This is a genomic window from Sphingomonas flavida (assembly GCF_036663655.1).
Taxonomy (GTDB): Bacteria; Pseudomonadota; Alphaproteobacteria; order Sphingomonadales; family Sphingomonadaceae; genus Sphingomonas.
This window is the reverse complement of record NZ_JAXOJH010000012.1, coordinates 87810-99763: the sequence shown is the minus strand read 5'-3', so window position 1 is coordinate 99763 and position 11954 is coordinate 87810. Positions and strand designations below refer to the sequence as shown.

Genomic DNA, 11954 nt, shown 5'->3' with positions numbered 1-11954 from the left:
TGTCGCCTGGATCGTTATAGCGACCCGGAGGATATCTTGTCAGTCGCCACGTCCCTGTCGCTTGCTCCGCCGTCCGAACAGCCGCGTTTCGACGTCGACGGACAGGCCCTGACCCTGCTCGATACCGGGCCGCGCCGTCTGGATGCGGTGATGCACCTGATCGAGGGGGCGCGGACGAGCTTGCGCATCCTCTATTATATCTATGCCGATGACGCGACGGGGCGACGGGTGCGCGATGCGATGATCGCCGCCACGCGACGGGGGGTGGCGGTATCGGTCGTCGTCGACGGCTTCGGCGCGGGTGCGGACGCGGCGTTCTTCCAGCCACTGGTCGATGCCGGTGCACGGCTGTCGCGGTTCGAGCCGCGCTTCGGCCGCCGCTATCTGCTGCGCAATCACCAGAAGCTGGCGCTGGCCGATGCCGAAGGACCCGATCCACGGATCATCATCGGCGGCTTCAATATCGAGGACGATTATTTCGGCACGCCCGCCGACCAGAGCTGGCGCGACCTGGGCCTGCTGGTCGAGGGGCCGGCGGCGGCGCGGATGGCGGGGTATTTCGATGCACTGTTCGCCTGGACGGAAAATCCCAAGGGGCGGCTGCGCGACCTGAACAAGACGCTGGCGCGTTGGAGCGAGTCGAAGGGGCGGCTTCGCTGGCTGATCGGCGGGCCGACCCGGCGGCTGTCGCCCTGGGCGCGGACGGTGCGCGACGATATGCGGCGGGGCAAGCGCATCGACGTGATCGCCGCCTATTTCACCCCCAGCCCGACGATGCTCCGGCGGCTGGACCGCGCCGGGCGCCGCGATGCCGAGGTGCGGGTCGTGACGGCGGGCAAGTCGGACAATCAGGCGACCATCGCGGCGGCGCGCTTCACCTATGCGGGCCTGCTGCGGAAGGGCGTACAGATCTTCGAATATCAGCTCACCAAGCTGCACACCAAACTCTATGTCATCGACGATGCCGTGCATGTCGGCTCGGCCAATTTCGACATGCGCAGCCTGTTCGTGAACCTGGAACTGATGCTCAGGGTGGAGGACGCGGCCTTTGCGAGACACGTCCGCGCCTATATCGATGGCGAGGTCGCCCGGTCGGAGGCGATCACCCCGGACTGGTACAAGCGCAACACCGGCTGGTTCCAGCGACTGCGCCAGTTTACCGCCTATCTGCTGATCGCGGTGATCGACCCGTCGGTATCGCGCGGTTTGAATTTCGGGATCGAATCGCCCGACGGCGATTGATCCTCCCCGTGGCGGGGAGGCGTGATTCAGTCCTTCCAGGCCCAGTAGAGCTGCGCGGGCGGCACGTTCCACCATTCCATGTCATGGTCGATGTTCGACCAGTGCGGGACCAGGAAGTCCTTCACCTTCGGGCTGAACTGATAGACCAGGAAGGCGCCGCCGGGACGCAGCACGTCGTGCGTGCCCTTGGCGATCGCCGGGCCGACGCCGGGCGGCAGGGTCGAGAAGGGCAGGCCCGACAGGACGTAATCGGCATGATCGAAACCATGGTCGCGCACGATCTTCTGCACATCGGCCGCCGAGCCGTTCACCGCCGCGAAACGGGAGTCGACGATGGTGTGGCTGAGATAGTCGCAGAAATCGGCATTGGTATCGATCGCGATCAGCTTGGCGTCGGGCGCCATCCGCTCCAGGATCGGACGACAAAAGGTGCCGACGCCGGGGCCATATTCCACGAACAGCTTGGTATTGGCCCAGTCGACCGGGCCCAGCATCTTGCGGATCAGCTTGCCCGACGACGGAATGATCGAGCCCACCATCACCGGATGCTTCAGGAACTGTTGAAAGAACATCTGGCCGGGCGACGGATAACCCGTGGCATCGGTGCGGGACTTGCGCGCGGCGGTGGTCGAGCTGGGCATCGAGTTCCTGTCGTTCGTGATCCCCGCGTAAGGGACGCGCGAGGGAAACCCCCTCGTCGCACAGGTGCCGAACGACTTTCAAGCTATTGGGTTGCGCGCGATGGGTGCATTCCGTCGCAAAGCGAACGGGGCGGATGGGGGAATATCATGGACCGGACGAGTCAGATCGCGGTGATTTTCATGTCCCAACGGACGGGGGATGACGAACCGGGCTATGCCGATGCGGCGTCGGCCATGGATCGGCTGGCGGCGGCACAGCCGGGCTATCGCGGTGTCGACAGCGCCCGCGACGCTGACGGATCCGGGGTTACCGTCAGTTGGTGGGCGGACGAGGCGAGCGCCCTGGCGTGGCGGGCGCATCCCGAACATGCGTCGATCCGGGAGCGGGGGCGGGCGGGATGGTATGCGCGGTATGAGGTCGCGGTGGCCAAGGTGGGGCGGAGTTATGGGTGGTCGGCATATTAGCCCCGACCTCCGATCTTGCCGCTCCCCTCCCGCAGGCGGGAGGGAAAGGAGTCTCATCGAGATCGTCGTCTGTGGCTCTGCCCCCACCCCAAGCCCCTCCCCCCTGCCGGGAGGAGGGGCTTCAGAAGGAGGATGGCCTCCGCCTCAGGGCTGCTTGTCCCCGCGCGGTGTCAGCATCCCCGGCGCGATGAAGCCGATCGGCTGGATCGCCGCCGCGTCCTGCTTCAGCTTGGCGGCGATCTGTTCATAGTCGCGCTCCATCTCCGGGGTCACGCTGGCCCGTGCCTCGGTCAGCGCCTCGTCAAAGGCGGCCATGTCGACCTGTGTCGCGCCCAGCGACTTGCGCAGCGCGATCAGACCCGCCCGGCGCACCACATCGCCCAGATCGGCGCCGGTGAAGCGATCGGTCCGCGCCGCCACATCGTCCAGATCCACATCGCTGGCGAGTGGCATCTTGGCGGTCTGGATGCCCAGGATCCGCCGCCGCCCGACCTTGTCCGGCACGCCGACATAGATCAACTCGTCGAACCGCCCCGGCCGCAGCAGCGCCGGGTCGATCAGGTTGGGCCGGTTGGTCGCACCGATCACGACGACCGACTGCAACTCCTCCAGCCCGTCCATCTCGGCCAGGATGGTGTTGACCACCCGCTCCGTCACCTGCGGCTCGCCCAGCCCGCCGCCGCGTGCGGGGACGAGGCTGTCGAGTTCGTCGATGAAGATCACCGTGGGCGCGACCTGGCGGGCGCGGGCGAACAGCTTCGTGATCTGCTGCTCGCTCTCGCCATACCATTTGGACAGCAGGTCGCTCGACTTGGTGGCGATGAAATTCGCCTCCGCCTCGCGCGCCACCGCCTTGGCCAGCAACGTCTTGCCGGTGCCGGGCGGCCCATAAAGCAGGAAGCCCTTGGCGGGGCGGATACCGAGTCGCCGGAACGCGTCCGGGTCCTTCAGCGGCAGCTCGACGCCTTCCTTCAGCTTCATCTGCGCGGTGTCCAGGCCGCCGACGTCATCCCAGCGGACGCTGGGCGCCTGCACCATCACCTCGCGCATCGCCGAGGGCTGGACGCGCTTCAGCGCCTCCAGGAAGTCCTCGCGCGTCACCGACAGCGTGTCGAGCACCTCGGCCGGGATCGTCCGTTCCTCGAGATTCAGGCGCGGCATGATCCGCCGCACCGCCTCGATCGCCGCCTCGCGGGTCAGCGCCGCCAAGTCCGCGCCGACGAAACCGAAGGTGGTGCGCGCCAGTTCGTTCAGGTCGACCTTGTCGCCCAGCGGCATACCGCGCGTATGGATGCCCAGGATTTCGCGCCGCCCGCGCTCGTCGGGCACACCCACCACGATCTCGCGGTCGAAGCGACCCGGCCGCCGCAGCGCCTCGTCAATCGCCTCAGGCCGGTTGGTCGCGGCGATGATGACGAGGTTCGCCCGCGCCTCCAGCCCGTCCATCAGCGTCAGCAACTGCGCGACGAGCCGCTTCTCCGCCTCGCCCTGCACACGGTCACGCTTGGGGGCGATCGAGTCGATCTCGTCGATAAACACGATCGAGGGCGCCGACTTGGTCGCTTCCTCGAAGATGTCGCGCAGCCGCTGTTCCGACTCGCCATACGCCGAACCCATGATCTCGGGACCGTTGATCAGGAAGAACTGCGCATCCGACTCATTGGCCACCGCGCGCGCCAGCCGCGTCTTGCCGGTGCCGGGCGGCCCATGAAGCAGCACGCCCTTGGGCGGCTCGACACCCAGCCGCTCGAACAATTCGGGATAACGCAGCGGCAGCTCGACCATCTCGCGCAACTGGTCGATGGTCGACGCCATGCCGCCGATATCGTCATAGGTGACGTCGGCACGCCGGGCCTCGCGCGGCTCCTCATATTCGGGGCGCAGCTCGACCTCGGTATTTTCGTCGATATGCACGACGCCCTTCGGGCTGGCCGCGACGACGGCGAGGCGGATTTCCTGGAGCGCGTAAGCTGGCGCGTTCATGAACTGCGCGACGCCCGGCGGCATGTTGGTCACGCGCTGCTGTCCGGCGGTGGCCACCACGTCGCCCTGGCAGAGCGGGCGGTTGAAGAAGGTGCGCTTGAGCGCCTGGGCCGAGCCTTGGAGCCGCAGATTCTGCTGTGCCGGCGCGAAGACGACGCGGGTCGCAGGCTTCGATTCGACGCGGCGCACCTCGACGAAATCACCCGAGCCGACGCCCGCATTCGCCCGCTGCAACCCGTCGATGCGGACCAGGTCCAGGCCTTCATCCTCGGGATAGGGGGCGACGACGCGCGCAGGCGTCGCCTGCTTGCCGACGATCTCGACCACATCCCCCTCGGTGATGCCAAGCGCGGCCATCAGGCTGCGCGGGACATGGGCCAGGCCCCGGCCCGAATCCTCGGGGCGGCTATTGGCCACCTGTATCTTGCGGGTCGGCGCGTCGCTGTCGGCCATGATCGTCCCTTGGCAAAGTGTCTGAGACACGAAAGCGCGGGACGTGGGGGTGGGTTCCGGTCTGCAAAAGGGCGGACGGCCCAGCCGAGGCAAAAAAAAGGGCCGATCGAAACGACCAGCCCGTGAAAGTTTTTAGGAGAGGATGCCTGAAAGGCCCGTTCCTTTTGCGGTGCGAAACGTTATGTTGCAAGTGCGAAAAGCTTGGCTATGATTGCAGTTTGTGCAATCCTCTGACCAATAGGTCAACGAGTACAGGTACTCCATGCGCAGGCTCCCCCCGCTCGGTGCGATCGAAGCATTTGTCCAGGTCGTGCGCCTGGGCTCCATCAAGGCGGCGGCCGAGGAACTGGCGCTGTCCGCGCCCGCGCTCAGCCGCAGGGTGCAGACGCTGGAACGCTTCGTCGGCAAGCCGCTGTTCGCCAGGCGGCATCAGGCGATGGTGCCCAACGAGGACGGCCAGCGGCTGATGGAACAGATCGCCCCCCTGCTCGACCAGCTGTCCGACGCGGTGGAGGCGATGACCAGCGGGCAGGAGGTACTGCGCCTGCGACTGGGTGTGCTGCCGCTCTATGCGTCGCAGCGGCTGTTCCCGCATATGGGGCTGTTGCGCGCGGCGCATCCCGAATTGCATCTGGATATCGACACCGCCGGGCATGGCATCGCGCGGCTGGGCGAGGGGCTGGACGCGGTGATCGCGCTGGGCCGCGATATCGATCCGTCGCTCTATGCCAAGCGACTCGACCGCAACAAGGTCTATGTCATCGGCGCCAAGCGGCTGCTCGAAGGCCCTAATCCGCTGCTCCGCCCGGAACAGCTGAACGGCATGACCGCCTTGCTGCACCGCGAAATGCCGGACGCCTTCACCGCCTGGTGCCAGGTCGCGGGCCTGAGCGACATCAAGCCCAAGGCGATCGACTTCTTCGATTCGGGCGGCCTGATGCTGGAGGCGGTGGCGCAGGGACTGGGCGTCGCGTTCATGCATGCCAGCCATTTCGAACACGCGCACGACCCCCGCCTGGTGCGGCTGTTCGATATCGAGGTCGACAGCCCGTACAGCCACTGGTTCGTGTGCCGCCCGCGCGCGTTGCAGCAGAAGTCGGTGAAGCTGTTCCACGACTGGCTGATCGGGACGCTGTACCCGGAGGCGGCGTAGGTAGCGCCCCAAACACCCGCCACGAGCACGCCCCTCCCGCCTGCGGGAGGGGGTGCGCTTTTGGCCCGCGGATGCAAAAAAGAACAAACGACAAAAAGCCGCGCGCCCTTCCGGACGGCGGCTTCACGCCTTCAAGTCCTTCGCGGGGCGCTATGCCAGCGCCCCTCGCGAATTACTTGATCTTGGCTTCCTTGAACTCGACATGCTTGCGCACGACCGGGTCGTACTTGTTGAAGCTCAGCTTCTCGGTCTTGGTGCGTGGGTTCTTCTTCGTGACGTAAAAGAAGCCGGTATCAGCCGAGCTGACGAGCTTGATCTTGACGGTGGTCGGCTTGGCCATGACCTGGTTCCTGTATGCGTGAAAAAGCGAAAGCGGCAGCCGAAGCCGCCGCTATATAAGGGCCGTCCATGGCCCATGGACCTGCCTGAGTCAAGCATTTCGCCCCATTTAAGCCCCTCTTTACACCCAAGAGCCTATACGACGTCCCATCGACTTCCTAGGCGGGCGCACGAAAACCGCCATGGCGGCGAGGGGAAAGGTGCGAGGAACATGACCGATTCGGGATCTGCGATTCGCGAGCATACCGATGTCCGCGACCAGCTTCGGGCGCGAATCGCCGCGCTCGACGTCCGGGCACCCTATGCACCCGCCACCGAGCTGATGCCCGGCATCGACGCGATTCGCCGCCTGGCCCATGCGCATGGCCTGACCTCTGCGGTCACCGTCACCCATTTCATCGACCGTGCGCTGATGCGCGCGGTGGATACACCGCCCGTCCATGGCTGGCTGGCGATGCTGACCGACGCGGTGGCCAGCGAGCGCCAGGACCTGGAGACGACCCAGCATTTCGCCGAAGCCTGTTCGGTCCGGCTGGCGCGCTGATGGACGCATTGATGATCGTTCTGGTCGTGACGTTTCTGGCCCAGCTTGGTGGACGGTCGAGCGGCTTTGCGACCCGGCTGGCCGAGCGGACCGGGGCGATCGTGCCCGTGCTGTCCGGCCTTCTCGTCGCACAAGCGGTGCTTGCCGCGATGGCGGTCGCGCTGGGCATCGCGATCGCGCCGGAGCTGACCCCCGAATTGCGCAGCCTGTTGCTGGCGCTCGCCCTGGTCCTGATCGGTATCGCGCTGACCACGCGCATGCCCCGGCCCGGATCGCCGTTCGGCTGGCCCCGGCTGGGGGCGTTCGGCACCGCATTGTTCGGGGGCGGCGCGATCCTGGTCGCCGATTCGGGCATGATGCTGGTGGCGGCCGCCGCCGCGCGATCGCCGCTGCCCTGGGCGGCCTGGCCCGCCGCGATCCTGGGCCTGCTCGGCGCGCTGCTGCCCCCGCTGATGCTGGGCGAGCGCGAGTGGCAGCGCCTGCCCTGGCGTACGATCCGCATCGCGATCGGCGCGGTGCTGATACTGGCGGGCGTGGTCGTCGGCTTGTCGGCAAAGGGGTTGATCTAGGCGATCGATCAGATTGCGCGGGCTTTGTCGATGGACATGGGGGGAGCATTTGCGCCATCGGTTCGTTCACGCAACGATCCAGACTGCCACGACTGATTGCGGGAGCACGTCCATGTCCGATATCAACCCGGCGCTCGATACGCCGACCGACCTCAACCGCAACGCGACCGCCAGCGTCGCGGATGCCCTGAACGGCGCACTGGCCGATTGCTATGCGCTGTATCTGAAGACCAAGAACTTTCACTGGCACGTCTCGGGCCCGCATTTCCGCGACTATCACCTCATGCTCGACGATCAGGCCGCACAGATCCTGGGCGTGACCGATGCGATTGCCGAGCGGGTGCGCAAGACCGGCAACCTGACGCTGCGCTCGATCGGCGACATTGCCCGCCGCCAGACCATCGTCGACAATGACCGCGAATTCGTGTCGGCCGCCGACATGCTGGTCGAACTGCGCGACGACAATCTGAAGCTCGTCGAGCGTTTCCGCGCCGTCAAGGATGCCGCCGAAGAGGCCAAGGACAATGCCACCAGCGGCATCGTCGACGAATGGACCGACCAGGCCGAGGAACGCGCCTGGTTCCTGTTCGAGGCGGGCCGCAAGGGTTGAGCCGCGCCTGCGCCTTTCGACGATAAAAAAGCCCCGGTGAAAGCCGGGGCTTTTTCGTGGAATATCGGGAGGGGCCTGCCGCCCCTCCCCTTGCGGTTTATGCCGCCCGTCCGAAATCGGCGTCCTCGGCATCCGGCGCCCCGACGCTCAGGTCCAGTGCGAAGCCGCGCACCCGGGCCTGCTGATCGGCGATCGATCCGGCGCGCGTGACGGTCGCGCGCCTTTGTGCCGGGCTGCGGCCTGGGGCACGCGGCGCGGGTGGCGCGCCGCGATCGGCGACGTTGATCCGGAAGAAGCTGATGCTCTGCTGCATCTCCTCCGCCTGACAGGCCAGTTCCTCCGAGGTGGACGAGATTTGTTCGGAGGCCGACGCATTCTGCTGCGTCACCTTGTCGAGCTGCTGGATCGCCTCGTTGATCTGCACCGCACCAATATCCTGCTCGCGGCACGCAGCGCCGATCTCGGCGACCAGTTCGGCGGTGCGGCGGATGTCGGGAACCAGCTTGGCCAGCATGTCACCCGCACGGGTGGCCGCGGTGACGGTGTCGCTCGACATGCCGCTGATCTCGGTCGCCGCGATCTGGCTGCGCTCGGCCAGCTTGCGGACTTCGGCCGCCACGACGGCAAAGCCGCGACCATGTTCCCCGGCCCGCGCCGCCTCGACCGCCGCGTTCAGCGCCAGCAGGTCGGTCTGGCGGGCGATTTCCTGCACGATCGTGATCTTGTCGGCGATGGTACGCATCGCGACGACCGCCTGCTGCACCGCCTCGCCGCTCTGATCGGCATCGATCGACGACTGGCGCGCGATCTTCTCGGTCTGGCTGGCATTGTCGGCATTCTGCTTCACGTTGGCCGCCATCTGCTCCATCGCGGCAGAGGCTTCCTCGGCGGCCGCCGCCTGCTCGGTCGCGCCCTCGCTGACCTGCTGCGACGTCGACGACAGCTCTTCGCTGCCCGCCGCGACATTCTGCGCCGCCAGGCTGGTCTGGCCGATCGTATCGCGCAGCCGCTCGATCATGCGGTTGACGATATCCATCAGGTCCTTGATCTCGTCGTTGGTGGTCACGCGCACTTCGGTGCTCAGGTCGCCGTCCGCGACCGCCGTGATCGCGCCGCCGATGCTGCGCAGCCCCTTGGACACGATGCGCGATATCCAGACGGCACCGGCGATCGCGATCGCCATCGCGATGGCGCCGGTCAGCAGCAGGACCATCGCCGCCTGGTCGTACAGTTCATCGGTTTCGCGCGCGGCCTTATCCATGTTCCGCTTGCTGAGCGCCACGATCTGATCGGACACGTCCGAGAGCTGGCCCAGCAGGACACGCGATTTGCCGATCGACAATTGGCCCGCTGCGGCATTGTCGTTGCGCATGCCCATTTCGCGAATCTGGTCGTTGATCGGCAGATATTCGGCCCACCGGCCCCGCGCCTGATTCCAGAGGGGACGCGATTCGTCGGTGGCGTTGGCATAGCCTTCGTTCAGGATCGCCTGCGTATCGGCGCGCGCCTTCATCAGGCTGGTGTCGATCGCATGCATCAGCGCGTCGTCGCTGGTCAGTGCCAGGTTCTTTTCCTGACGCGCGACATAGGACGCCTTGATCGCGAAACCTTGCGCCAGTTCCAGGCGCTTGGCCGGACCGGCCACCAGGTCGTTGATCGCACTGTTCAGCGCATTCATCTTGAGCAGACCCAGTCCGATGACCGTCGACATCAGCAAGAGCAGGATCACGAAGACCGCCCCCAATTTGACCTTGATGGTAGGCCGCATGAAGAAATTTCCCGATTGATGAGGCGTTTGACAACACCCAAGCATGGCGGAACAGGATCACGTCATTCGTGATTCCCGAATGAGGCGGCCAACGTCTCCCGGCGGGCCATCAGGTTCTCCAGGACGAAGCCCGAACAACCAATCCATTACCGGCTCCTCTCGCGAGGTGCGCTTTGGTTTGCGTCGATATTGCGGGCAAGGCTTAAATTTGGGTTATCTTATACCGTTTGCTTGGTCGCTCGCATGGCCGGATTTGCCGTGTCCGTGGGTGCCGGGGCGAGCGGATATGGTTGGGATGGCGATTGGAAACGGGGCTGCAAATCACGCTCTTCATGCGTAACCGGAACACCAACCCTCCTGGCCGGTTAAGCCCTTATCAGGTCAGGAGGATTGCCCCATGCTCAAGCTCGCCATCACGTTCCTTATCGTCGGTCTGGTCCTGGGGGCCTTGGGCTTTGGCGGTATCGGCGGCGCGTTCGTCGGGATCGCCAAGATCCTGTTCTTCATCGCGATCGCGCTGTTCGTGATCTTCCTGGTGCTCGGGCTGGTCGCGGGCAAGTCGGTGAAGAACGCGATCGACTGATTCGCATATGCGCGAGTTTGCGGGGTTGCTCGACGCGCTGATCTACACGCGGTCGCGCAACGCCAAGCTGAAGCTGGTCGCGGATTACCTCGCCGCCACGCCCGATCCCGACCGGGGTTGGGCGATGGCGGCGTTGACCGGCAACCTCGACCTGCCCGGCGTCAAGCCCGCGCTCATTCGCGCCCTGATCGAACAACGCGTCGACCCCGTCCTCTTTCGCATGAGCCGTGACTATGTCGGTGATACGGCGGAGACGGTCGCCCTGCTCTGGCCAGCGCCCGACCGGCCGCTCGATCCCGAGCCGCTGTCGCTCAGTGCGGTCGTCGAGCGGTTGCGGCATCTGTCCCGCTCCGACGCGCCCGCCGTGCTGGCCGACATGCTCGATCGGTCGACCGCGGAGGAGCGGTTCGCCCTTCTGAAGATGGCGACCGGCGGCCTGCGCATCGGCCTGTCGGCGCGACTGGCCAAGACCGCCTTCGCACAGGCTTTCGGGCTGGATGTCGAGGCGGTGGAGGAAATCTGGCACGGCCTGTCGCCGCCCTATACCGAACTGTTCGCCTGGGGCGAGGGGACGGGCGCGCAGCCGACGACGGCCGATGTGCCGGTCTTCCGCCCCTTCATGCTCGCGCATCCGCTGGAGGATCTGCGGGTCGATCTCGACGAATATGCCGCCGAATGGAAATGGGACGGTATCCGGGTACAGATCGTCCATGTCGCCGGGCAGACCCGGCTGTACAGCCGGACCGGCGACGATGTGACCCACGCCTTTCCCGATATCGCCAGCGCCTTCGATACGGTGGGCGCGGTCGATGGTGAGCTGCTGGTCAAGGGCGAGCATCAGGGCGGTACGCTGGAGGATGGCGGCGGCGCGGCCAGCTTCAACGCGCTCCAGCAGAGATTGGGGCGCAAGACCGTGTCGGCCCGGATGCTGGCCGATTACCCCGCCTTCGTCCGGCTTTACGACATACTGGTCGACGGGACGGAGGATCTCCGCCCCCTCCCCTGGACCGAGCGACGGAAACGGCTGGAGGCGTTCGCGGCCAGGCTCGACCCCGAGCGCTTCGACGTCAGCGCGGTGATCGAGGCTGCGGATTTCACCGCGCTGGAGGCCTTGCGCGCCACCGCCCGCGATGCCGCGATCGAGGGCGTGATGCTCAAGCGCCGCGATTCACCCTATAGCGGCGGGCGGCGCGTCGGCCTGTGGTACAAGTGGAAACGCGACCCGCTGACCGCCGATTGCGTGATGATGTACGCCCAGCGCGGCAGTGGCCGGCGGTCGAGCTATTATAGCGATTACACCTTCGGCTGCTGGACCAAGGAGGGCGAACTGCTGCCCGTGGGCAAGGCCTATTCGGGCATCACCGACGAGGAGTTGCGGGCTTTGGACCGCTTCGTGCGCGTCCATACCGTCCAGCGCTTCGGACCGGTACGCGAAGTGGAAAAGAATCTGGTGCTGGAAATCGCGTTCGATTCGATCCACGAATCGAAGCGGCACAAATCGGGGGTGGCGATGCGCTTTCCCCGGATCGCCCGCATCCGCACCGACAAGCCCGCCGAGGAAGCCGACCGGGTGGAGACGCTCAAGCGGCTGATCACCTGAAACA

12 protein-coding genes are annotated in these 11954 nt (G+C 66.0%); 8 read left to right on the top strand and 4 right to left on the bottom strand.

Annotated elements, in window-relative coordinates:
- The first annotated feature begins 36 nt into the window (after positions 1-36).
- The gene (locus U1703_RS13965; RefSeq protein ID WP_332786158.1) at positions 37-1242 is read left to right on the top strand and encodes a phospholipase D-like domain-containing protein; all 1206 of its coding nucleotides are present in this window, start codon (positions 37-39) and stop codon (positions 1240-1242) included.
- A 26-nt stretch (positions 1243-1268) separates the two neighbouring features.
- Here the strand turns inward: U1703_RS13965 and U1703_RS13960 are convergent, their stop codons facing one another.
- Positions 1269-1883: a class I SAM-dependent methyltransferase gene (locus U1703_RS13960; RefSeq protein ID WP_320452881.1), complete on the bottom strand. Its 615-nt coding sequence runs from the start codon at positions 1881-1883 to the stop codon at positions 1269-1271.
- Between the two features lie 147 nt (positions 1884-2030).
- Between U1703_RS13960 and U1703_RS13955 the strand changes: the two genes are divergently transcribed.
- Positions 2031-2348 (top strand): antibiotic biosynthesis monooxygenase family protein, encoded by a 318-nt coding sequence (locus tag U1703_RS13955; RefSeq protein ID WP_332786157.1) that lies wholly within the window; start codon positions 2031-2033, stop codon positions 2346-2348.
- Between the two features lie 144 nt (positions 2349-2492).
- Here U1703_RS13955 and U1703_RS13950 read toward each other — a convergent pair whose 3' ends face one another.
- Positions 2493-4784 carry a CDC48 family AAA ATPase gene (locus U1703_RS13950; protein WP_332786156.1) on the bottom strand — a complete coding sequence of 764 codons (2292 nt, stop codon included), beginning with the start codon at positions 4782-4784 and terminating at the stop codon, positions 2493-2495.
- Positions 4785-5046: 262 nt separating this feature from the next.
- Here U1703_RS13950 and U1703_RS13945 point away from each other — a divergent pair, with 262 nt between their 5' ends.
- Positions 5047-5937, top strand: a complete 891-nt coding sequence (locus tag U1703_RS13945) for a LysR substrate-binding domain-containing protein (protein ID WP_320452878.1) — start codon at positions 5047-5049, stop codon at positions 5935-5937.
- A gap of 172 nt (positions 5938-6109) precedes the next feature.
- Here U1703_RS13945 and rpmG read toward each other — a convergent pair whose 3' ends face one another.
- On the bottom strand, positions 6110-6277 hold the full coding sequence (gene rpmG, locus U1703_RS13940; RefSeq protein WP_007407030.1) for a 50S ribosomal protein L33: 168 nt from the start codon (positions 6275-6277) through the stop codon (positions 6110-6112).
- Positions 6278-6487: 210 nt separating this feature from the next.
- Between rpmG and U1703_RS13935 the strand changes: the two genes are divergently transcribed.
- The 3 genes from U1703_RS13935 to U1703_RS13925 all read left to right on the top strand — a co-directional run bounded on the left by U1703_RS13935 (position 6488) and on the right by U1703_RS13925 (position 7999).
- Positions 6488-6820, top strand: a complete 333-nt coding sequence (locus tag U1703_RS13935) for a hypothetical protein (RefSeq protein ID WP_320452877.1) — start codon at positions 6488-6490, stop codon at positions 6818-6820.
- Positions 6820-7389: a TMEM165/GDT1 family protein gene (locus U1703_RS13930; RefSeq protein ID WP_332786155.1), complete on the top strand. Its 570-nt coding sequence runs from the start codon at positions 6820-6822 to the stop codon at positions 7387-7389. Before U1703_RS13935 ends, U1703_RS13930 begins: the two co-directional genes overlap by 1 nt.
- A gap of 112 nt (positions 7390-7501) precedes the next feature.
- Positions 7502-7999 carry a Dps family protein gene (locus U1703_RS13925; RefSeq protein ID WP_320452875.1) on the top strand — a complete coding sequence of 166 codons (498 nt, stop codon included), beginning with the start codon at positions 7502-7504 and terminating at the stop codon, positions 7997-7999.
- 97 nt (positions 8000-8096) lie between these two features.
- On the opposite strand, the gene U1703_RS13920 is transcribed toward U1703_RS13925, so the two are convergent.
- Positions 8097-9767: a methyl-accepting chemotaxis protein gene (locus tag U1703_RS13920; protein ID WP_332786154.1), complete on the bottom strand. Its 1671-nt coding sequence runs from the start codon at positions 9765-9767 to the stop codon at positions 8097-8099.
- Between the two features lie 397 nt (positions 9768-10164).
- Here U1703_RS13920 and U1703_RS13915 point away from each other — a divergent pair, with 397 nt between their 5' ends.
- Together U1703_RS13915 and U1703_RS13910 are read left to right on the top strand one after the other, a co-directional pair.
- Positions 10165-10350 (top strand): DUF1328 domain-containing protein, encoded by a 186-nt coding sequence (locus U1703_RS13915; protein ID WP_332786153.1) that lies wholly within the window; start codon positions 10165-10167, stop codon positions 10348-10350.
- Positions 10351-10357: 7 nt separating this feature from the next.
- The gene (locus tag U1703_RS13910) at positions 10358-11950 is read left to right on the top strand and encodes a cisplatin damage response ATP-dependent DNA ligase (RefSeq protein ID WP_332786152.1); all 1593 of its coding nucleotides are present in this window, start codon (positions 10358-10360) and stop codon (positions 11948-11950) included.
- Positions 11951-11954 lie beyond the last annotated feature (4 nt).

Excerpts from the sequence above, each read along its gene's own strand:
- U1703_RS13960 (WP_320452881.1), bottom strand. The coding sequence starts at position 1,883 with ATGCCCAGCTCGACCACCGCCGCGCGCAAGTCCCGCACCGATGCCACG.
- U1703_RS13955 (WP_332786157.1), top strand. The coding sequence starts at position 2,031 with ATGGACCGGACGAGTCAGATCGCGGTGATTTTCATGTCCCAACGGACG.
- U1703_RS13950 (WP_332786156.1), bottom strand. The coding sequence starts at position 4,784 with ATGGCCGACAGCGACGCGCCGACCCGCAAGATACAGGTGGCCAATAGC.
- U1703_RS13945 (WP_320452878.1), top strand. The coding sequence starts at position 5,047 with ATGCGCAGGCTCCCCCCGCTCGGTGCGATCGAAGCATTTGTCCAGGTC.
- rpmG (WP_007407030.1), bottom strand. The coding sequence starts at position 6,277 with ATGGCCAAGCCGACCACCGTCAAGATCAAGCTCGTCAGCTCGGCTGAT.
- U1703_RS13935 (WP_320452877.1), top strand. The coding sequence starts at position 6,488 with ATGACCGATTCGGGATCTGCGATTCGCGAGCATACCGATGTCCGCGAC.
- U1703_RS13930 (WP_332786155.1), top strand. The coding sequence starts at position 6,820 with ATGGACGCATTGATGATCGTTCTGGTCGTGACGTTTCTGGCCCAGCTT.
- U1703_RS13925 (WP_320452875.1), top strand. The coding sequence starts at position 7,502 with ATGTCCGATATCAACCCGGCGCTCGATACGCCGACCGACCTCAACCGC.
- U1703_RS13920 (WP_332786154.1), bottom strand. The coding sequence starts at position 9,767 with ATGCGGCCTACCATCAAGGTCAAATTGGGGGCGGTCTTCGTGATCCTG.
- U1703_RS13915 (WP_332786153.1), top strand. The coding sequence starts at position 10,165 with ATGCTCAAGCTCGCCATCACGTTCCTTATCGTCGGTCTGGTCCTGGGG.
- U1703_RS13910 (WP_332786152.1), top strand. The coding sequence starts at position 10,358 with ATGCGCGAGTTTGCGGGGTTGCTCGACGCGCTGATCTACACGCGGTCG.